The 20,844-nt window shown below is 64.2% G+C and carries 15 protein-coding genes; 3 read left to right on the forward strand and 12 right to left on the reverse strand.

All coding sequences use genetic code 11. The features are described 5' to 3' along the window. Positions 1-55 precede the first annotated feature (55 nt). The 8 genes from rseP to rpsB all read right to left on the reverse strand — a co-directional run bounded on the left by rseP (position 56) and on the right by rpsB (position 7,013). The gene (gene rseP, locus PCE31106_RS12840) at positions 56-865 is read right to left on the reverse strand and encodes an RIP metalloprotease RseP (protein WP_150563518.1); all 810 of its coding nucleotides are present in this window, start codon (positions 863-865) and stop codon (positions 56-58) included. A gap of 43 nt (positions 866-908) precedes the next feature. After that, entirely contained in the window at positions 909-2,108 is a 1,200-nt protein-coding gene (gene ispC / locus PCE31106_RS12845; RefSeq protein ID WP_150563519.1) for a 1-deoxy-D-xylulose-5-phosphate reductoisomerase, read from the reverse strand. A gap of 2 nt (positions 2,109-2,110) precedes the next feature. Further along, a complete protein-coding gene (locus PCE31106_RS12850) occupies positions 2,111-2,920 on the reverse strand; it encodes a phosphatidate cytidylyltransferase (RefSeq protein ID WP_150563520.1) in 810 nt (269 codons plus the stop codon). Further along, entirely contained in the window at positions 2,920-3,702 is a 783-nt protein-coding gene (gene uppS / locus PCE31106_RS12855; protein WP_150553422.1) for a polyprenyl diphosphate synthase, read from the reverse strand. The genes PCE31106_RS12850 and uppS overlap by 1 nt, the downstream gene beginning before the upstream one ends. A gap of 64 nt (positions 3,703-3,766) precedes the next feature. Beyond that, entirely contained in the window at positions 3,767-4,327 is a 561-nt protein-coding gene (frr, locus tag PCE31106_RS12860; protein WP_017234137.1) for a ribosome recycling factor, read from the reverse strand. Positions 4,328-4,412: 85 nt separating this feature from the next. After that, positions 4,413-5,126, reverse strand: coding sequence for a UMP kinase (gene pyrH / locus PCE31106_RS12865; protein WP_026131984.1), 714 nt, complete (start codon positions 5,124-5,126; stop codon positions 4,413-4,415). A gap of 97 nt (positions 5,127-5,223) precedes the next feature. After that, positions 5,224-6,105: a translation elongation factor Ts gene (tsf, locus tag PCE31106_RS12870; RefSeq protein WP_026131985.1), complete on the reverse strand. Its 882-nt coding sequence runs from the start codon at positions 6,103-6,105 to the stop codon at positions 5,224-5,226. A 155-nt stretch (positions 6,106-6,260) separates the two neighbouring features. Further along, complete coding sequence (rpsB, locus tag PCE31106_RS12875) at positions 6,261-7,013, reverse strand: 30S ribosomal protein S2 (protein ID WP_020372913.1); 753 nt, start codon at positions 7,011-7,013, stop codon at positions 6,261-6,263. Positions 7,014-7,497: 484 nt separating this feature from the next. On the opposite strand from rpsB, the gene map reads away from it, so the two are divergent. The 3 genes from map to PCE31106_RS12890 all read left to right on the forward strand — a co-directional run bounded on the left by map (position 7,498) and on the right by PCE31106_RS12890 (position 12,672). Beyond that, a complete protein-coding gene (gene map / locus PCE31106_RS12880; protein ID WP_150563521.1) occupies positions 7,498-8,361 on the forward strand; it encodes a type I methionyl aminopeptidase in 864 nt (287 codons plus the stop codon). Between the two features lie 76 nt (positions 8,362-8,437). Beyond that, the gene (locus tag PCE31106_RS12885; protein ID WP_150563522.1) at positions 8,438-11,002 is read left to right on the forward strand and encodes a [protein-PII] uridylyltransferase; all 2,565 of its coding nucleotides are present in this window, start codon (positions 8,438-8,440) and stop codon (positions 11,000-11,002) included. Next, complete coding sequence (locus PCE31106_RS12890; protein ID WP_150563523.1) at positions 10,999-12,672, forward strand: pseudouridine synthase; 1,674 nt, start codon at positions 10,999-11,001, stop codon at positions 12,670-12,672. Before PCE31106_RS12885 ends, PCE31106_RS12890 begins: the two co-directional genes overlap by 4 nt. A gap of 200 nt (positions 12,673-12,872) precedes the next feature. Here the strand turns inward: PCE31106_RS12890 and def are convergent, their stop codons facing one another. From def to smc, 4 genes are all read right to left on the reverse strand, one after another. Continuing rightward, on the reverse strand, positions 12,873-13,406 hold the full coding sequence (gene def / locus PCE31106_RS12895) for a peptide deformylase (protein ID WP_150563524.1): 534 nt from the start codon (positions 13,404-13,406) through the stop codon (positions 12,873-12,875). A 16-nt stretch (positions 13,407-13,422) separates the two neighbouring features. Further along, positions 13,423-15,516, reverse strand: a complete 2,094-nt coding sequence (ligA, locus tag PCE31106_RS12900; protein WP_150563525.1) for an NAD-dependent DNA ligase LigA — start codon at positions 15,514-15,516, stop codon at positions 13,423-13,425. 177 nt (positions 15,517-15,693) lie between these two features. Beyond that, the gene (locus tag PCE31106_RS12905; RefSeq protein WP_150563526.1) at positions 15,694-17,211 is read right to left on the reverse strand and encodes a cell division protein ZipA C-terminal FtsZ-binding domain-containing protein; all 1,518 of its coding nucleotides are present in this window, start codon (positions 17,209-17,211) and stop codon (positions 15,694-15,696) included. A 39-nt stretch (positions 17,212-17,250) separates the two neighbouring features. Next, a complete protein-coding gene (smc, locus tag PCE31106_RS12910; protein WP_150563527.1) occupies positions 17,251-20,766 on the reverse strand; it encodes a chromosome segregation protein SMC in 3,516 nt (1,171 codons plus the stop codon). Positions 20,767-20,844 lie beyond the last annotated feature (78 nt).

Below are 20,844 nucleotides of genomic sequence, written 5' to 3' on the forward strand. Positions count from 1 at the left end.
TAGGCTTACTGATAGACACAAGACTATCCGTTATTTTAAGAGAGTCCTTGTGTCCTCAGATACGTGGGGCCGCTCCACTGCCGTCGACGGCCGTGATCTCGTCGCCGACACGTAGTCCAGCGGGCCCTGCCGCACCACCCGGCAGGAGCTGGCCCACCTTGACCCGCGCCGACGGCGTCAGACCGAGTCGCTGCATGAAGTCCTGCTCGCCATCGGCGTCGAAGTGCTGACCCGCCGCGTCCAGCATGTATTCAGCGCGCCCGTCGCGGGTACGCGCCACGAGCGTCACGCGCTGCCCTTCGATCATCGGATCGACCAGGCGCCAGCGAAGGTCTTCCCAGGACCGAACGGGCATCTCGTCTCCGACGGCTTCGTCAGGACTCTTCCCGTTATCGCGAACGCCGGTAATCAACTCGCCACCGGACAGCCCCGCGCGAGCGGCCAGCGTACCGGCCGCCGGCGGTGCAATGCGCGCGACGGGTTCGGTCACGCCCGCGAGATTCAGGCCCGCGTACAGGGCGATCGCCAGAAGGAAGTTCGCGACCGGACCGGCCGCCACAATGGCAAATCGCTTATAGACCGATTGGCGGTTGAAGGCCCGCGCGCGATCCTCCGGGGCGACGACCTGGGTTTCATCGCGCTCGTCGAGCATTCGGACGTACCCGCCCAGCGGCAGCGCGCAAACCGTCCACTCCGTACGATCGCGCCCCATCGTCCACTTGAGCAGCGGCGTGCCGAACCCGACCGAAAAACGCAGAACCTTGACGCCGCACAGCCGCGCGACCGAGTAATGCCCCAACTCATGGAATACCACCAGCACGCCAATGGCGACGGCAAACGCAAGCAACGTGGTCAACAGAGTCATGAGCGAATGGGGGCGCGAAGGCGTTACGACATAGGGTCAGGCGTCAGGACGACGCCCGGGCCGGCAGTTTGGCGACGATGGCCGTCGCCAGTTCGCGCGCGCGGCGATCGGCGTCGAGCACGACGTCGAGCGACGTCGCCTCACCGACGGCAACCGCGTCGAGCACCTGCTCGACCACCTGGCCGATGGCCGTAAAGCGAATGCGGCCTTCAAGGAAGGCGGCCACGGCGATCTCGTTGGCCGCATTGAGCAGCGCGCCCGCCGTACCGCCGCGATGCAGCGCGTCGAATGCCAGACGCAGGCACGGAAAACGGCGCAAATCCGGCGCTTCGAAAGTCAGCTTGCCGATGTCGGCAAGATTGAGGCTCGCCACGCCCGACGTCACCCGATCCGGGAACGCCAGCGCATGGGCGATGGGCGTGCGCATGTCCGGATTGCCGAGTTGCGCGAGCGTCGAGCCGTCCGTGTACGTCACCATCGAGTGAATCACGCTCTGCGGATGGATCAACACCTCGATCTTCTCGGGCGGCATATTGAACAACCAATGCGCCTCGATGACTTCGAGGCCCTTGTTCATCATGCTGGCGGAGTCGACCGAAATCTTGCGGCCCATCACCCAGTTCGGGTGCGCGCACGCCTCGTCGGGCGTCACGTTCTCGAGCGACGCCAGCTCGCGCTCGCGGAATGGCCCGCCCGACGCGGTCAACACCAGTTTTTCAACGCCGCGCGTCGACACGCGGTTCTCGCCGGCCACTTGCGGCAGGCATTGGAAGATGGCGTTGTGCTCGCTGTCGAGCGGCAACAACGTCGCCCCGGCGCGTTCGGCCGTCGCCATGAACAGGGCACCGGAGAGCACCAGCGACTCCTTGTTCGCCAGCAGAATGCGCTTGCCGGCGCGCGCGGCGGCGAGTGTCGACTGCAGTCCCGCGGCACCGACGATCGCCGCAACGACCATCGTGGCCTCGGCCGCTTGCGCGATCTCGACGAGCGCCTGCGGACCGTAGGTCACGTCGATCTTCAGACCGGCGTCAGCCAGACGCGCCGCCAGCGAGCGGGCACCGTCGGCGTCGGCCACCACCGCCACTGCTGGGCGATGCGTGACGCACTGCTCGAACAGGCGATCCAGGTTACGGTGCGCCGACAACGCGTAGACGGAGAAGCGGCCGGGATGACGCCCCACCACATCGAGCGTGCTAACGCCAATGGAACCGGTGGAGCCAAGAATGGAGAGTCGTTGCGACATGATCAGACGAAGAGCAAAGCCAGCGGGAGCACCGGGAGCAACGCGTCGATTCGATCGAGCACGCCCCCGTGGCCGGGAAGCAGCGCGCTGGAATCCTTCACGCCGGCCTGCCGTTTGAGTTGAGATTCGAACAGATCGCCCACGACGGAGAAAGCCACCAGCACCGTCAGCGCCAATGCGCCCAGTGCCAGACCTTGCGTGCCGGCGAAATGAGAAACGAGGGTTGGCGCCTGCAAGCCGCTCGCGAGAACCCCGGCAGCGACCACGAGCACCAGCAGCCACCCGCCGATCGCCCCTTCCCAGGACTTGCCGGGACTGATCGACGGCGCGAGCTTGCGACGGCCAAACGCACGGCCGGCGAAATACGCGCCCGTGTCGGCAAGCCAGACGATCACGAGCACCGAGAGCAGGAATGCCACGCCGCGATCACGCGCCAGACACAGCGCCTGCCATGCCGCGATCAGCAACACCGGGCCGGCGACCAGCAACAAACCGCGCCATGCCCCTCGCGTCGCCGGCTTGCGGGCGAGCGTGTAGGGTCCCGCGAGCACCCAAAAGATGGCCGCGGGCTTGAGCCAGATTGACGAGAGCATCCAGCCGCCCGCCCATGTCAGGCCCACCCCCAGGAGGGCGAGCGCCCCATAGAAGACGGCGCCCGTGCCATTCAGACCGACGAGCCGCCCCCATTCCCAGCCGGCGGCGGCCACGATCACTGCGGCAAGTAATGCGAACTGCGCCGGCGTACCGACGAAGATCACAGGCAAAAGAATGGCGAGAAGTACGACAGCGGTAATGACGCGTGTCTTGAGCATCAGGCGGAATGTCCCGGAGGGCTCTGGACTTGCGCGCTGGTACGGCCGAAACGGCGCTCGCGCTGCTGAAACTCGGCGACGGCCCGTTTGAGGGTATTGGCGTTGAAGTCCGGCCAGAATTCTTCGGTGAAATACAACTCAGTGTACGCCAGTTGCCACAACAGAAAATTACTGATGCGTTGATCGCCACCGGTGCGAATGAAGAGATCCGGCTCCGGCGCGTAGGCCATGCTCAGGTAAGGCGCGAGATCGTCCTCGGTGAACGACGCGTCGAGCGCCGCGGCACCACCGGCCGCCACACGCGCGGCGGCAAGCTTCTGGGCCGCCTGCAAAATGTCCCATCGCCCGCCGTAGTTGGCGGCAATGGTCAGCGTGAGGCCCGTGTTGTCCTGCGTGCGGGCTTCCGCACGCCTGACCAGTTCCTGAATGCGCGGCTCGAACGCGTCGAGCGCGCCAATGACGCGAAGGCGAATACCGTTGCTGTGCAGCTTCCCGACTTCACGCTCGAGCGCAAGAATGAAAAGCTGCATCAGCGTCGACACCTCGTCCTGCGGACGGCGCCAGTTCTCGGAACTGAACGCGAACAGCGTCAGATACTCGACGCCGATTTCGGCGCAGGCCGTCACGGCCTCTCGCACGGCATCGACGCCACGCTTGTGGCCCGCAACGCGAGGCAACTTGCGACGGGTAGCCCAACGCCCATTGCCATCCATGACGATAGCAACGTGGCGAGGAATGCTCTCTGTCTTGGGAACGGAGCGCGTAGAGCTGAGAAAACCCATTGAGGTACGGTGCGGGAGTCGAGCGCGAAAGTCAGCGGAGGTCTTGCGGTGAGTGCCGGGGCACTCAGACCGTCATGATCTCGGCGTCCTTCTGCTTGACCAGTTCGTCGATCTCGGCGACAAACTTGTCCGTGAGCTTCTGCACTTCGTCGCTGCCACGGCGCTCGTCGTCTTCCGACGCTTCCTTGTCCTTGACCAGCTTCTTGAGCTGCTCGTTGGCATCGCGGCGCAGGTTACGCACGGCGACCTTGGCGGCTTCGCCTTCCGACTTGACCAGCTTGGTCAGCTCGCGACGGCGCTCTTCGGTCGGCATCGGCATCGGCACACGAATCAGATCGCCTTGCGTGGCCGGGTTCAGACCCAGATCCGATTCGCGGATGGCCTTCTCGACCACGCCAACCATCTTCTTTTCCCACGGTTGCACGCCGATCGTACGGCTATCCACGAGGTTCACGTTGGCGACCTGGGAGATGGGCACCATCGAGCCGTAGTAGTCCACCTGAACGTGATCGAGCAGGCCGACGTGCGCACGACCGGTACGAATCTTCGCCAGGTTGTTCTTGAACGACTCGATCGAGCTTTTCATCTTTTGCTCGACACTTTTCTTGACGTCAGCAACGCTCATGACAACCTCCAAACCTTGAATTGTTACGCAAACGTAAATAATACGGCGTCGGCGCGCCCATGCACGCCGACGCCGCAATTTGAACTCAAACGTGGACGAGCGTTCCCTCGTCTTCGCCGAGAATGACGTGCTTGAGCGCGCCCGGCTTCACAATCGAGAAGACTCGCACCGGCATCTTCTGGTCGCGGCACAGCGCGAAAGCCGTCGCGTCCATGACCTGCAGGTGCTTGGAGATCGCCTCGTCGAAGCTGATGGTCGAATACTTTACCGCGTTGGGATCTTTCTTGGGGTCTGCGGAGTATACGCCGTCGACCTTGGTCGCCTTGAGGACCACTTCGGCGCCGACTTCCGAACCGCGCAGCGCCGCTGCCGTGTCGGTCGTAAAGAACGGGTTGCCGGTGCCCGCGGCGAAAATCACGACTTTGCCCTCTTCGAGCTGACGGATCGCACGCGGGCGGATGTAGGGCTCGACCACCTGATCCATGCGCAGCGCGGACTGCACACGCGCTTCGATACCCGCATGGCGCATGGCATCCTGCAGCGCCAGGGCATTCATCATCGTGGCCAGCATGCCCATGTAGTCGGCCGTTGCACGGTCCATACCCGCGGCACCGCCTGCCACGCCCCGGAAAATATTACCGCCGCCGATCACGACGGCCAGTTGCGTGCCCAGGCGAACGACCTCGGCAATGTCGTCAACCATCCGTTCGATGGTCGCGCGGTTGATGCCGAATGCATCGTCACCCATGAGGGCTTCACCAGAGAGCTTGAGAAGTACGCGTTTGTAAGGAGTAGACATGGCGGTCCTTAAGAAGTCTGGTCGGGCACTGTTGGGTATTCTGGATGAAACAACGGGGACGGCACCGCCGCCCCCGGATACTGCGGTACTGCGCGAATTACGACTGCTTGGCCGCAGCCACTTGCGCCGCCACTTCCGCCGCGAAGTCGTCCTGCTTCTTCTCGATGCCTTCGCCGACCACGAACATGGTGAAAGCCTTCACCGTGGTGTTGTTGGCCTTGAGCATCTGCTCGACGCTCGACTTGTCGTCCTTCACGTAAGCCTGGTTGAACAGCGAGACTTCCTTGAGGAACTTCTGCACGCTGCCTTCCACCATCTTGGCCACGATCTCGGCCGGCTTGCCCGACTCGGCAGCCTTCTCGGCAGCGACCTTGCGCTCCTTCTCGATCAGTTCCGGCGAGACCTGATCGCCCGACACGGCCACCGGCTTCATTGCGGCGATGTGCATGGCGACGTTCTTGCCGACTTCGGCGTCAGCGCCGTCATACTCGACGACCACACCGATACGCGTGCCGTGCAGGTAAGCCGCCAGCTTGCCCGCCGTGTCATAGCGCTGGAAGCGACGAATGGTCATGTTTTCGCCGATCTTGCCGATCAGGTCCGCACGCACTTGCTCAACGGTCTTGCCGTCGAGCGGCAGCGCCGACAGTGCCGCCACGTCGGCCGGGTTGTGCTCGGCGACCAGCTTGGCCACGTCGTTGGCGAACTTCAGGAAGTCGTCGTTCTTCGAGACGAAGTCGGTTTCGCAGTTGATTTCGACCACGGCACCCTTGCCGCCGTCGATGTAGGCGGCGATCACGCCTTCGGCGGTGATACGGCTGGCGGCCTTGCTGGCCTTGCTGCCCAGCTTGACACGCAGGATTTCTTCAGCACGGACCATGTCGCCATCGGCTTCGGTCAGCGCCTTCTTGCATTCCATCATCGGCGCATCGGTCTTGGCGCGCAGTTCGCCCACCATTGCTGCAGTAATTGCCGGCATATCGTTACTCCTGTATATCGAATCAGTCGGGAGTGGATGGCGTCCGGACGGCCTCGCTGCCCGCCCCGTGGCGCCCCGCGCACCCGACGCGGGAAAATCGGACTAAAAAAAAGGGGCGCCACCAGCAGCCCCTTTTGTTACGCAGCGGCGGCCGCTTACGCCTCTTCGTTCACTTCGACGAACTCGTCGTTACCATCGCCGCGAACGGCTTCCACGACTTCCTTGACGGCGTTTGCACGGCCTTCGAGGACAGCGTCGGCAACGCCTTGCACGTACAGTTCGACAGCCTTGCTCGAGTCGTCGTTACCCGGGATGATGTAATCCACACCTTCCGGCGAGTGGTTCGTGTCGACCACGGCGATCACCGGAATGCCCAGCTTGTTGGCTTCCGTGATGGCGATCTTGTGGTAGCCGACGTCGACGACGAAAATGGCGTCGGGCATGCCGCCCATATCCTTCACGCCACCGATCGACTTCTGCAGCTTGGCCATTTCGCGATCGAACAGCAGCGCTTCCTTCTTGCTCATGCGCTCTTGCTCGCCGGCTTCCAGGGCCTGCTCCATGTCCTTGAGCTTCTTGATCGACGACTTCAGCGTCTTGAAGTTCGTCAGCATGCCGCCCAGCCAACGGTTGTTGACGTAAGGCATGCCGGCGCGACCCGCGGCTTCCGCCACGATGTCACGCGCTTGACGCTTCGTACCCACGAACAGGATCGTGCCGCGGTTTGCTGCCAGTTGACGCACATACTTCAGTGCGTCCTGGTACATCGGCAACGTCTTTTCGAGGTTGATGATGTGAATCTTGTTGCGATGGCCGAAGATATAGGGGGCCATCTTGGGGTTCCAGAAACGGGTTTGGTGACCAAAGTGGACGCCCGCTTCCAGCATCTGACGCATAGTGACAGACATGTGATTCTCCGTGAGGGTTAGGTCTTAGACCGGCTGCCGTACCCGTTTCGCCAGACTGCCACACAGCTTTGCATGACCCGTCTGCGAAGATCGGGCACCCTGGGTGCGCCGGCCCGCGATTTCAAAATTTCCAAGCCGACGATCGACACCGCCACCCCGCAATCCGCCGGATGCGGCGCCGATCGGCACCACACTGGGGCAAAAACACCCCTGAAAACCCGGCGAAGACCGTTGAAACACAAGGGAAAACCCTTGGGTTTATTAGCAATTCGTCCTCGACTTAGCCCGAGATTATAGCATCGGAGCCCACCTGCACTCAAGCGACGCGTGAACTTGTGATGACAAGTCGGAAACGCCCGATCTGCGCGGCGCTCCGGACGGTTCACCGCGCGGCCGAGCGCTGCGTCAGGAACCTTGGAAATTCCTCGTCGGAACGCTCCGAAATCCAAGCCGGACGGGGCGAAAACCGTCCGTTGGTGCGATAATGCGGCACTGTTTACGCAATCTCTCCGATTCAGCAATGGCCATCACCCTCAAGAATGCCCACGATATTGAAATGATGCGCGTCGCCTGCCGACTGGCCAGCGAGGTGCTCGATTTCATTACGCCGCATGTGCGCGCCGGCGTCACGACCGGGGAACTCGACCGGCTTTGCCACGAATACATGCTCAAGGAGCAGGGCACCGTGCCGGCACCGCTGAACTATCAACCGCCCGGTTATCCGCCCTACCCCAAGGCCACCTGCATCTCGGTCAACGACGTGATCTGTCACGGCATTCCCGGCGACAAAACGCTCAAGAATGGCGACGCCCTGAACATCGACATCACCGTCATCAAGGATGGCTACTTCGGCGATACCAGCCGCATGTTCATCGTCGGCGAAGGTTCGATCCTGGCGAAGCGTTTGGCGCAGGTGACGTATGAATGCATGTGGCTCGGCATCAACCAGGTCCGCCCGGGCGCGCATCTGGGCGATATTGGCCACGCCATCCAGACGCATGCCGAAGCCCAGGGATATAGCGTGGTACGCGAATACTGTGGCCACGGCATCGGCCAGGTATTCCACGAGGACCCGCAGATCGTGCATTACGGTCGCCAGGGCACCGGCCTCGAGTTGCAGGCGGGCATGATCTTTACCATCGAGCCGATGATCAACGCGGGCAAGCGCGAGATTCGGACGATGCCCGATCAATGGACGGTCAAGACGCGCGATCGCAGTCTGTCGGCGCAATGGGAGCACACGGTGCTCGTGACGCCAACGGGCCACGAGGTGCTCACGCACTCCGCCCTGACGCCACCGCCGCCGCCCGGTTCGTCGTACGTGACATCGTTCGCCACCGCTACCTGAGCCACTGAAGTCCGGCCGCCTGTCACCGCGGCGGCCGCCCGGCCTGACTCGTTACTTTCACCACCAGGAAGCCGCCATGCACGCGCGTGCGCACGCCCCGTCTCCGCTACGTCAGGCCCTCAAGGACCGCAAGGCCGAACTCGTCGACCGCTTTTCCACACATGGCAAGATCGACGTGCTTCTGCATGGCTTATGCCAGGCGGTCGATCAAGCCATGCGCGACGCGTGGGACGAGTGCGAAATGCCCGATGGTTTCGCGCTCGTCGCCGTGGGCGGCTACGGGCGCGGCGAACTGTACCCGCACTCGGACGTCGACATTCTCCTGCTCCACGCGGACGCCGACGCGCAGGTGCTCACCTCGCACGTGGAGCCGTTTATCGGCTTCCTGTGGGATATCGGGCTCGAGATCGGATCGTCGGTCCGCACGGTCGACGAGTGCATCACCGAAGCCCATGCCGACGTCACGGTACAAACCAGCCTGCTCGAAGCCCGCCTGCTCACCGGCAATGCGGCGCTCTTCGACGACTTCGAGCGGCGCTTCTCCGCCGATCTCGATCCGCGAGCGTTTTTCCGCAGCAAACAGCTGGAGATCCGCCAGCGTCACGCCAAGTATCAGGACACCCCGTACAGCCTTGAACCCAACTGCAAGGAAAGCCCCGGCGGACTGCGCGACCTGCAGGTCATTCTCTGGATGACGAAGGCCGCCGGCCTCGGCAACAGCTGGGCGGAACTGTTCGCGCGGGAACTGCTGACCGATCGCGAGCTCAAGGAGCTGCGCCGCAACGAGCAATTCCTCAAGGGCCTGCGCGCACGGCTGCACTTATTGGCGCGACGGCGTCAGGACGTGCTCGTATTCGACATGCAAACGTCGCTCGCGCAAAGTCTCGGCTTCGACGCCACCCCCACCAAGCGGGCCAGCGAGCAGCTCATGCGGCGCTACTACTGGGCCGCCAAAGCCGTCTCGCAACTCAATACGGTGCTGCTGCTCAACGTCGAAGCGCGCCTGTTCCCGCAAACCAGCGGGGTCACGCGGGTGATCAACGAGCGTTTCGTCGAGAAGCAAGGGATGATCGAAATCGTGGACGACGAGTTGTACCAGCGTCACCCGAACGCGATCCTCGAGACATTCCTGCTTTACGAACAGGTCGTCGGTGTGAAGGGGCTCTCGGCGCGCACGCTGCGGGCGCTGTACAACGCTCGCGAACTGATGAACGCGCAGTGGCGCGCCGACCCCGAGAATCGCAGCACGTTTCTCGGCATTCTCCAGCAGCCACAGGGCATTACCCACGCCTTGCGCCTGATGAACCAGACGAGCGTGCTCGGCCGCTATCTGATCAACTTTCGTCGCGTGGTCGGCCAGATGCAGCACGACCTGTACCACGTCTACACCGTCGACCAGCACATCCTGATGGTCGTGCGCAACATCCGCCGTTTCGCCGTGGCGGAGCACGCGCACGAGTACCCGTTCTGCAGCCAGTTGATCGCGAACTTCGACCGACCTTGGGCGCTGACGGTCGCGGCCTTGTTTCACGACATTGCGAAGGGTCGCGGCGGCGATCACTCCACACTCGGCATGGCCGATGCCCGACGTTTCTGCACCCGTCACGGCATCGACAAGGAGGACACGGATCTGATCGTCTGGCTGGTGGGTGAGCATCTGACGATGAGCACGGTGGCGCAGAAGCAGGACACCACCGACCCCGAGGTCATCCGCCGCTTTGCGGCGAAAGTGGGGAATGAGCGGCGCCTGACGGCACTGTATCTACTGACGGTCGCCGATATTCGCGGCACCAGCCCGAAGGTATGGAACGCCTGGAAGGGCAAGCTGCTGGAAGACCTGTACCGGCTGACGTTGCAGGTGCTGGGCGGCGCCAATCCGGATCCGCGTTCACAGCTCAAAACGCGCAAGGAAGAGGCCCTCGGGCTGCTGCGCCTTTACACCGTGCCGGAGCGCGCGCAGGAGGCGCTCTGGAGCACGCTGGACGTCGCCTACTTCCTGCGCAACGATCCGGCCGACGTCGCATGGCAGACGCGCCATCTTTGGCGGCACGTGGGCAGCGCGACCCCCATTGTCAAGGCACGTCCCTCACCGATCGGCGAAGGGCTGCAGGTGATGGTCTACGTGCGCGACCAGCTCGATCTGTTCGCGCGCATTTGCGGCTATTTCGAGCGCAAAGGGCTATCGATTCTCGACGCAAAGGTACACACGACCAGCCACGGCTTTGCCCTGGACAGCTTTCTGCTGACCGACCCGGGTCTGGACACGAGCTATCGCGACATCATCAATCTGGTGGAGAGCGAACTGGTGTCGCTGCTCACGCGTGTCGAGCCGCTGGCAGAGCCCAGCAAAGGCCGGCTGCCGCGACGCTCGCGCAGTTTCCCGGTCACGCCGCGCGTCGATTTGCGACCCGACGATCGCGGTCAGTACTACTTGCTATCGGTGTCGGCCAACGACCGCACCGGTCTGCTGTACGCGGTCGCTCGCGTGCTTGCGCGTCACGGCGTAAGCGTGCGTACCGCCCGCATCAACACCCTCGGCGAGCGTGTCGAAGACACGTTCCTGCTCGATGGCAGCCGTTTGCAGGACAGTCGTCTGCAAATCGCCGTCGAGACCGAATTACTCGAAGCATTGGAATCATGAGCGATACCCCGCGCACCAAACTGAGCGCCAAACATCCCCGCACTCTCGACAAGACTCGCGCTCCGGTGCGTTCGTCCGGCGCGCTGAGCCGTCCGACCAAAGCCGTGCCCGCGTCGATGCTCGACGCGAGCGGCGCAAAGAAGAAGCCGGCCGCGAAACCGGCACGACCGCGTCCGGTGGACAATGCGGCTACGCCGGCGGGTACACGTCGCCCGGCCGGAAGTGCCGCCGCGCCACGCAAACCTGCGGCCGGCAGCACAACGCCGTACGAAAAGCGTTCGACGGGCGAACGTCCGCCCGCACGTGGCCAACGCGAGCGCGTTGCTGGCGCGCGTCCGGCACGACTTGACGACGAATCGCGTCCACGTCGCGCTGCCGAAGGTGGCGCCCGTGGCGATTTCGCCCGCCCGGCCAAACGGGGACCCGACGACCGCGCCCCGCGCCGTTTTGACGAAGATCGTCCGCGTCGTGCCGCCGAAGGTGGCGCCCGTGGCGATTTCGCCCGTCCGGCCAAACGGGGACCCGACGACCGCGCCCCGCGCCGTTTTGACGAAGATCGTCCGCGTCGTGCCGCCGAAGGTGGCGCCCGTGGCGATTTCGCCCGCCCGGCCAAACGGGGACCCGACGACCGCGCCCCGCGCCGTTTTGAAGAAGATCGTCCCCGTCGTGCCGCCGAAGGTGGCGCCCGTGGCGATTTCGCCCGTCCGGCTAAACGGGGACCCGACGACCGTGCCCCCCGCCGTTTTGACGAAGACCGCCCGCGTCGTGCTACCGAAGGCGGTTCCCGTGGCGAAGGCGCGCCCGGCGGCCGCTTCGCCCGCGACGATCGTGACGCGCGGACTGCACGGCCGGCACGCCCCGCGCGCGTCGCGCGCGATGCCGATGACGACATCAAGGTCCATCACGACGCCGCTGGGTCGCTGCGCCTGTCCAAGCGCATGTCTGAGCTCGGCCTGTGTTCGCGTCGCGAAGCCGACGAGTGGATCGCCAAGGGCTGGGTTCGCGTCGACGGCAAGGTCGTGACCGAACTCGGCACGAAGATCCTGCCGACCCAGGACATCACCGTCGTGCAGGCTGCGCACAAGGAGCAGGCCAACCGCATGACGATTCTGCTGCACAAGCCCGTGGGCTACGTCTCCGCACAGGCAGAAGACGGCTACGAGCCCGCTGTCGTGCTGGTCACGCGCGAGCATCACTGGACCGAGGACGATGCCGGCGTGCGCTTCTCGCCGTCGCATCTACGCAGTCTCGCGCCCGCCGGACGCCTCGACATCGACTCGACCGGCCTGCTCGTCCTGACGCAAGACGGTCGCATTGCCAAGCAACTGATCGGGGAAGATTCGGATATCGAGAAGGAGTACCTCGTGCGCGTCTCGTATAACGAGCATGTCGAGAACGTTCAGGCGCATTTCCCGACAGACCGTCTGGCCCTGCTGCGTCACGGCCTGGAACTCGACGATCAACCGCTCAAACCCGCACAGGTCGAGTGGCAGAACCCGGAGCAACTGCGCTTCGTGCTCAAGGAAGGCAAGAAACGCCAGATCCGCCGGATGTGCGAACTGGTCGGCCTGCATGTGACCGGCCTCAAGCGCGTTCGCATGGGACGCATCACGCTGGGCAACCTGCCCGTTGGTGAGTGGCGCTATCTGCGCGCCGGCGAAGGCTTCTGAGTCAGCGACGACATAGCCCATGAAAAAGCCCGCCATCGAGGCGGGCTCAGCGTTCAGACGAACCCCATGTTTTTCGGAGCATGGGGTTTTGTCTTTCAGGCGAGGGCATTATCGGACTGGCCCGCGATCCGGTCCAGACGCTCGGCAAGATCAGCCAATTGCCGCGTATCAGGTTAACGCGGTGCCGCCTCGTCCCCACGTCAGTCGTCGCTCTTGGGATCCAGTCCCGGAAAGAGAATCTCGGTAAATCCAAACTTGCTGAAGTCGGTAATGCGCATCGGGTAGAGCTTGCCGATCAGGTGGTCGCACTCGTGTTGAACGACCCGGGCGTGAAAGCCCTCAGCCACGCGGTCGATCGCTCGGCCATACTGGTCGACCCCCTCATAGCGCAGCATCGAATAACGATTGACCATGCCGCGCAGCCCCGGCACCGACAAGCAGCCTTCCCAGCCCTCTTCCATGTCCTGCGTGAGCGGCGTGATGACGGGATTGATGAGCACGGTTTCAGGCACTTCGGGCGCGTCCGGGTAGCGCTCGTTATGCTCGAAGCCGAAGATCACCACCTGCAGATCAACGCCGATCTGCGGCGCCGCCAGTCCCGCGCCGTTTGCGTGCTTCATGGTGTCGAACATGTCGGCGACCAGCTCCCGCAACTCGGGCGTGTCGAAATGTTCCACGGGTTTGGCGATGCGCAGCAGGCGCGGATCGCCCATCTTCAGGATGTCGCGAATCATCGATTGGATCCTCCCATCAAAGCGCGGCCAACATCGCCCGCATAGCGTCTTCGTCCAGCACGGGCACACCCAGTGCCTCGGCCTTCGCCAACTTGCTGCCAGCTTCTGCGCCCGCGACCACGTAGTCGGTTTTCGCAGAAACCGAGCCGGCAACCTTTGCCCCCCGCTCCTCCAGCATGGCTTTCGCCTCGTCGCGCGAGAGCGTCGGCAGCGTGCCTGTGAGCACGAAGGTCTTGCCGGCCAGCGGCAGCGGTGCCGCAGCCGCCGGCTCAGATTCCACCCAGGTCACGCCCGCCGCCCGCAGTTGCTCAATCACTTCGACATTATGCGGTTCGCCAAAGAAATTGGCGATGGATTGGGCCACAATCGGTCCGACGTCGGGCACGGCCAGCAATTCCTCGGTGCTCGCCGCCATCACATTGTCGAGCTTGCCAAAATGACGCGCGAGATCCTTCGCCGTCGCCTCGCCCACATGGCGAATACCCAACGCGAAGATGAACCGCGCCAGCGTCGTGTGACGGGCCGTCTCCAGCGCCGCCACGAGATTGGACGCCGACTTGTCGGCCATCCGGTCAAGCGCGGCAAGCTTCGCCACGCCCAGTTTGAACAGATCCGCAGGCGTGCGAATGATGTGCTGGTCAACCAGTTGCTCCACGAGCTTGTCGCCAAGCCCCTCGATGTCGAGCGCCCGACGCTGGGCGAAGTGCAGCAACGCCTGCTTGCGCTGCGCCGCGCAAATCAAGCCGCCCGTGCATCGCGCGATCACCTCGTCGGGCAGTTTCTCGATGGCCGATCCGCACACCGGGCACGCCGTCGGCATGACGAACGCTCTTGCATCGTCCGGTCGACGCTCGAGCACCGATCCGACGACTTCCGGAATCACATCGCCCGCCCGGCGCACGATCACCGTATCGCCAATCATCACGTCCTTGCGGCGAATCTCGTCTTCGTTGTGCAGCGTAGCATTCGTGACGGTCGCTCCGCCGACAAAGACGGGCGAGAGCCGCGCCACCGGCGTAATTGCCCCGGTTCGCCCCACCTGCACTTCGATGTCGAGCAACGTCGTCAGCGCCTCCTGCGCCGGAAACTTGTGCGCCAGCGCGAAGCGCGGGGCGCGTGAGACAAATCCAAGCCGATCCTGCTCGTCGCGACGGTTGACCTTGTAGACGACGCCATCGATGTCGTAAGGCAGCGTCTCACGCGCCTCTCCCACCGCGCGGTAGAACGCCAGCAACCCCTGTGCGCCCCGCACGACTTCGCGCCGCTCGTTAACCGGAATTCCGAGCGTGACATACCAGTCGAGCAATGCCGAGTGCGTCTCCGGCATCGGGACACCCACCAGCTCCCCCACCCCGTAAGCAAAGAACGACAACGGACGCCTCGCCGTAATCCTCGAATCGAGCTGTCGCAGACTGCCCGCCGCCGCGTTGCGCGGATTGACGAACACCTTCTCGTGCGCCGCTTCCTGCGCCCGATTGAGCTTGTCGAAGTCGGCCCGGAACATCAGCACTTCACCCCGCACCTCGAGCACTTCGGGCGGGTTATCGGTCTTCAGGCGCAGCGGAATCGTCTTGATCGTGCGGATGTTCGCGGTGACCTCCTCGCCCGTCGTGCCGTCGCCACGCGTGGCTGCCTGCACGAGCACCCCGCGTTCATAGCGCAAAGCGATCGCGAGCCCGTCAAACTTCAGCTCGGCCGCATATTCGACGGGCGCGCCGAACAGATCGCCGGTGGGTGCTCCGCCATCGCGCAGTCCATCCGACACACGACGATCGAACGCTTCAACATCCTCGTCGGCAAAGCCGTTGTTCAGCGAGAGCATCGGCACGCGATGCACGACCTGCGCGAACCCTTCCACCGGCTTGCCACCCACACGTTGCGTGGGCGAATCGGGACGCTTCAATTCGGGATGACTCGTCTCGAGCGCGACCAGTTCGGCAAACAGGCGGTCGTACTCGGCATCCGGAATCAGCGGCGCATCCTCTTCGTAGTACGCGCGGTTGTGACGCACCAACTCGGCACGCAACTCGGCCGCGCGGCGGGTGGCGGGCGATGCATCGGTAGCGGTAGGGGCGTTCGCGCCCTGACCCGGAACAGAAGTTTGGGACATGCAAGCAGACTCGGGAGACGGGAAGTCAGGACATTATGCCTTCGACGTACGCAACTGCGCGTTGTCGATCGCTTTCATCCATCGATTGGAACAAAAAACGCCGCTCACCCGACGGTGAACGGCGTGCGTCGAACGCGGCATCCGACGGGTCGTCGTCTGCCGCGCTTCGGTTCGAAATTACTGGCTGAACAGGCGGCGCGTGACGGGCGAGCCCGCCGGCAAACCGCGCGCCTCGAGACGTTCGTAGAGCTTGAGCAATTGCTTGTCGACGTTTTGCAGCGCAGCATCGGAGAGCGGTCGACGCTGATCGTCCACCACGCGGCCCCCAATGCGTTGTCCGATCGAACGTGCGTAATCGCACATCAGACGGAACGGCAGCAGGTCCTCGTCGGCCACCGGCACATCGAGCAGCATCGTGATCAGATCGCCGCCCTTGTAGGTCAGGTCGTCACGCAGAAAGTTGGTGTCGCCGAACTGCAGCATGAACACCGGATTCTGGCGTGCATCGAGCTTGACGAACCGCATGCCGTCGCGTGAGAGCAGCAGCCCGTCTTGCGTGGCGACCGCCTGCACGTAGTTGGCCGACCACGGCGCGCCGTCCGAAAGCACGTTCACCGACAGTTGGGCATCGCATTGCGCGGCAAAGCTGTCGAGTTCGCGGCCGCGGGCGACCGTCTCCACCATGTCGGGCAATTCGGGCAACGCGTCAGCCGCATCGGCGAGCGTCTGCACGAGATTCGAAAACTCGGAGAACTCGACCTCATTCAGGGCGCCCGCGCGGTTGGCCAACTGTACAGCCATGCGCAACTGGTGGTAGCGCCCGCCGGAGCGAATCAACTCCCACGGCGAATGCTCGTCGGCACGGCCCTCGATGTTGACGGGTTTGCTGCCCGCGCGGCGCATGCGTACCGTCAGCGGCATCAAACGCTCCGCCGCGATCACATTGGCCAACGGCAGCGCAACGACGCAGTCGATGCGCTCGTCGATGACCGGCGGCGGACCGCTCGGCGCAGCCGGCGGTGCCGCCACGGGCACCACGGTCGCAGCCGCTGCCTCGGGCGTGGCAGCCGCCGTCGCGACTGCCTCGGCGTTTGCAACGGGTTCGTGGGTGTCGACGTTGGCGAGCTCGGGCGCCCCGGCCACCGTGGCGACCGAACCGGCTGCCGCAGCGTCCACGGTGTCATCGGCCGCCAGTTCCGCGTCAAAGCGTGCGACCGCGCTCGCGGCCGCCGCTTCCTGCGCGTCGCGGGCCTGCGCTTGCCTGTCGAGAGCGCCGTCGTCGGCCTCCACCGCCGTGTCGGCCGTGGCAGTCACGGGTTCCTCGGGGCGGGCGGCATGGGCGGCGGCGTCCTGCGCGGCGCGCTTGCGCGACGCCGGCGGCGCATCCCAGGCATCCTCGTTGATCGCGAAAGCATCCTGCACCGAACTGCCGGCCGCCACCACTGGCCCCAGTGTGGGCTCACGGCGCTCGCTCGACTGTGCCGGCACCCGGGGCGGCGAAAGCGTCGGTTCGATGAACGGACGGTCGTCGTCGGCATCCGGCACGCCGGCCGTCGCATCGATGCCGGCACCGTCGACCGGCATGCGACGCGGTATTCGTGCGCGTGCCTTGCTGCCCTGCCAGGCGTTATAGGCCACGACTCCCAGCAGTACCACTACCCCTGCGCCAATCAAGCTGAGCTGCAGTTCATTCATGCGCGGCGTTCCTCTCTCTTCTCCATCGTGGGCGCGGGCTCAGACGATCTCGGCCAGATTGATCGCCGACTCCATGTCCACCGCGACGATCCGCGACACCCCTTGTTCCTGCATGGTGACGCCGATGAGCTGATTGGCCATTTCCATCGCGATTTTGTTATGCGAAATAAATACGAATTGGGTGCGGTCCGACATGCGCGCCACCATCTTGGCGTAGCGCTCGGTGTTGGCATCGTCCAGCGGCGCGTCCACCTCGTCGAGCAAACAGAACGGTGCCGGATTGAGCTGGAACATGCCGAACACCAGTGCAATGGCCGTGAGCGCCTTCTCTCCCCCCGACAGCAGATGAATCGTGGAGTTCTTCTTGCCCGGCGGTTGCGCCATGACTTGTACGCCAGCGTCGAGGATTTCGTCGCCGGTCATGATGAGCTTGGCTTGTCCGCCGCCGAACAGCAGCGGGAACAGTTCGCCGAAATGCTTGTTCACTTCGTCGAATGTGCCCTGGAGCATCACCCGCGTCTCTTCGTCGATTTTGCGAATTGCGCCTTCGAGGGTGTCGATGGCGTCGTTCAGGTCGGCCGACTGTGCGTCGAGGAAGACCTTGCGCTCACGCGCCGTCTCCAACTCTTCCAGCGCGGCCATGTTGACCGGACCCAACGCGTTGATCGCGTTGTTGATGCGGGTGACTTCGCCTTGCAGGTACGACGGCTTCATATCGGGCGTCAGCTTGACGGCGAGTGCCTCCTCGTCGACCTCGGCCGCCGTCAGTTGCTCGACAAACTGCTCTCGGTTCAGGCGTGCCGCCTGCTCCTTCAACTGGAATTCCGTGATCCGGTCGCGCAGCGGTTGCAGCCCGCGCTCCGCCGCCAGCCGCTCTTCGTCGCTCTGACGCAACTTGTGCGTGAGCGCCTCGAGTTCGATGCGTGCGGCCCCGAGAATCTCTTCCTTCTGCGCGCGGAGTTCAAGCGCGTCCTGCAAACCGTTCTCGACCGTCTGTTCGGTGATCTGCGTGAGTTCGGCCTGTGCCTGCTCGATCGACACCACCAAACGTTCGGCCTGCTCGAGCGCCGTCTGGATACTGCGGCGGTGCTCGTCGATCTTGCTTGAAATCCCCTTTTGACCGAACGCCGCTTCCTGCGCCAGACGCTCCAACTCGCGCGCACGGTTGCGGGCATCCGAGAGCCGGCTGTCGAGCGATTCAAACTCGAGCTGACCGTCTTCGAACGTCGCCTGCAATTCGGCCAGACGCGCGTCGCTCTGCTCGAAGTTCGCCTCCGATTCGGCGCGCAGCGCCAGTTGCTCCTCGATCTGCGCGGCGATTTCACGCAGCTCTTCGTCGATCTGCGTGCTGCGGGCGTTGAAGCGCTCATAGGCTTGCGTGAGCTTGAGCACGTCCATCTGCAGCGCATGCACACGCTGGGTGGCGCGCTCGGCACGCCCGCGCACCTCGCTGAGCGACTGGGCCGCCTGGCTGTAGGCAGCCTCCGCCCGCACGGCGGCGGCCTTGGCTTCGTCCGACAGCAACACCTGCGCGCGCAGTTGCTTGCCCAGGTTCTCGATTTCCTGCTGACGCGCGAGCAAGCCAGCCTGCTCGGAGTCGGCGGCATACAGCTGCACACCCACGCGCGTGACCTGGTGCCCCGCCTTGACGACGAGCGACGCGCCCTCCGGCAGTTGCGCCCGGGCGACCATCGCCTGCGCGAGATCGTCGGCGACGAACACGTGGCCGAGCCATTCCTGCAGCACGGCACGAAGGCCAGGATCGTCGATGCGCAGCAACGAAAGCAGCGGGCGCAGCGACGCCGGGGCGTCGAGCGCACGCGCGGCTGGTGGCGGCGAATAGAACGCCAGCTTGGCCGGCGGCGCATCGCTCGCAAACGCCTTCACCCACTCGAGATTGCTGATTTCCAGGGCGGCGAGACGCTCGCGCAGCACCGATTCAAGGGCGTTTTCCCAGCCCGGCTCAATGTGCAGTTTCTTCCATAGACGCGGCAATTGCGCCAGCTCGTGCTTGTCGAGCCACGGCTGCACCTTGCCCTCCGTCTGCACACTCTCCTGAAGTTGCTTGAGTGCGGTGAGGCGCGCTTCGAGCTGCGCAATGGACGCGGCTTCGGACTGCACCCGCGCCTGCGCCTCGGCACGCTCGGCTTCGAGTCGCGGCAGCCGCTCCTGCGCATCGGCGAGTTCGGCCTGCGCGTCTTCGAGCATCGCCTGATGTTCGGCAAGATCGGCGCGCTGCATCTCCAGTTCGGCTTCGTCGGGCTTGTCGAGCCCGCGCGCCTCGCCTTGCAGACGCTCCTGACGCTGCTGCAACTGCTGCAACGCCTGATCGGCATTGCGCTGGTGCGCCGCTTCGAGTTTCAGACTCTGCTCGACCTGCGAAATCTCGCTGCGTTGCTCGTTGAGCAGCGTCTGCGCGTCGCGCCAGCCGGCTTCCAGCGCCGGCAACGCGTCGTTCTGATCGGCCGCCTGATCCTGCGCCGTGGCCGCGCGCTCTTCGGCGATGATGAGTTCTTCTTCCGCGAGCGCCAGGGCCTCTTCCGACTGCGCCGAGCGCGCCTGCCATTGCTCGCGCTGCGAAGTGAGCGCGGCCAGTTGCGCCTGCACGCGGTTGCGCGACTCGACGACGTAGCGGATCTCGGCTTCCAGCCGGCTGACCTCCGAATTCGCCTCGTACATGGCGCTTTGCGCGGCCTGAACGGCATCGGTGGCCGTGTAATGGGCGGCGCGCAGCGTTTCGAGATCCGATTCGGAGCCGCGCAGACGCGCCATCTGCGCTTCGAGATCGACCTGCGCCGATTCGATCGCGCGCTGTTGACGTTCTTGTTCGTTCTGGGCTTCGTTCTTGCGCAGCAGCCACAGCAACTGCTGCTTTTCTTCGCCGTCGCGATGCAAGTCCTTGTACCGATTGGCCACCACGGCCTGCGATTCCAGCTTTTCGAGATTACTGCCGAGTTCGCGCAGAATGTCTTCGACGCGCGTGAGGTTCTCGCGCGTGTCCTGCAGGCGGTTCTCGGTCTCGCGACGACGCTCCTTGTACTTGGAGACGCCCGCAGCTTCTTCGAGGAACACGCGCAACTCTTCCGGCTTGGCCTCGATGATGCGCGAGATCATCCCCTGTCCGATGATGGCGTAGGCGCGCGGCCCGAGGCCGGTACCGAGGAAGATGTCCTGGATGTCCCGCCGGCGGGCCGGCAGGTTGTTGATGTAGTAGCTGGAGGTGCCATCGCGCGTGAGCACGCGCTTAACCGCGATGTCGGCGTACTGGCTCCACTGCCCGGCGGCGCGCCCGGCGCTGTTGTCGAACACGAGTTCGACGCTGGCGCGGCTCGCCTGCTTGCGGGCGGTCGACCCGTTGAAAATCACGTCCTGCATCGATTCGCCGCGCAGTTCCGAGGCGCGCGACTCACCGAGCACCCAGCGCACGGCGTCGATGATGTTGGATTTGCCGCACCCGTTGGGGCCAACGATCCCGACCAGTTGGCCAGGCACCGCGAAGTTCGTCGGATCGACGAAGGACTTGAAGCCGGCGAGTTTGATGGAGGTCAGACGCACGGCAGGTTCGCTTTATCGGTCATGGAATGATGGGAAAGACGCAGACGCGCTTAGCTGGTCCTGACGGGCCTTGCGCGC

The sequence above is a fragment of the Pandoraea cepalis genome (assembly GCF_902459665.1).
GTDB classification, from domain to species: Bacteria; Pseudomonadota; Gammaproteobacteria; order Burkholderiales; family Burkholderiaceae; genus Pandoraea; species Pandoraea cepalis.

Bases quoted from the DNA above. Each gene is read 5' to 3' on its own strand.
- ligA (WP_150563525.1), bottom strand. From the start codon at position 15,516: ATGTCCCAAACTTCTGTTCCGGGTCAGGGCGCGAACGCCCCTACCGCT.
- rseP (WP_150563518.1), bottom strand. From the start codon at position 865: ATGACTCTGTTGACCACGTTGCTTGCGTTTGCCGTCGCCATTGGCGTG.
- map (WP_150563521.1), top strand. From the start codon at position 7,498: ATGCGGCACTGTTTACGCAATCTCTCCGATTCAGCAATGGCCATCACC.
- PCE31106_RS12885 (WP_150563522.1), top strand. From the start codon at position 8,438: ATGCACGCGCGTGCGCACGCCCCGTCTCCGCTACGTCAGGCCCTCAAG.
- PCE31106_RS12905 (WP_150563526.1), bottom strand. From the start codon at position 17,211: ATGAATGAACTGCAGCTCAGCTTGATTGGCGCAGGGGTAGTGGTACTG.
- PCE31106_RS12890 (WP_150563523.1), top strand. From the start codon at position 10,999: ATGAGCGATACCCCGCGCACCAAACTGAGCGCCAAACATCCCCGCACT.
- ispC (WP_150563519.1), bottom strand. From the start codon at position 2,108: ATGTCGCAACGACTCTCCATTCTTGGCTCCACCGGTTCCATTGGCGTT.
- rpsB (WP_020372913.1), bottom strand. From the start codon at position 7,013: ATGTCTGTCACTATGCGTCAGATGCTGGAAGCGGGCGTCCACTTTGGT.
- tsf (WP_026131985.1), bottom strand. From the start codon at position 6,105: ATGCCGGCAATTACTGCAGCAATGGTGGGCGAACTGCGCGCCAAGACC.
- uppS (WP_150553422.1), bottom strand. From the start codon at position 3,702: ATGGGTTTTCTCAGCTCTACGCGCTCCGTTCCCAAGACAGAGAGCATT.
- def (WP_150563524.1), bottom strand. From the start codon at position 13,406: ATGATTCGCGACATCCTGAAGATGGGCGATCCGCGCCTGCTGCGCATC.
- pyrH (WP_026131984.1), bottom strand. From the start codon at position 5,126: ATGTCTACTCCTTACAAACGCGTACTTCTCAAGCTCTCTGGTGAAGCC.
- PCE31106_RS12850 (WP_150563520.1), bottom strand. From the start codon at position 2,920: ATGCTCAAGACACGCGTCATTACCGCTGTCGTACTTCTCGCCATTCTT.
- frr (WP_017234137.1), bottom strand. From the start codon at position 4,327: ATGAGCGTTGCTGACGTCAAGAAAAGTGTCGAGCAAAAGATGAAAAGC.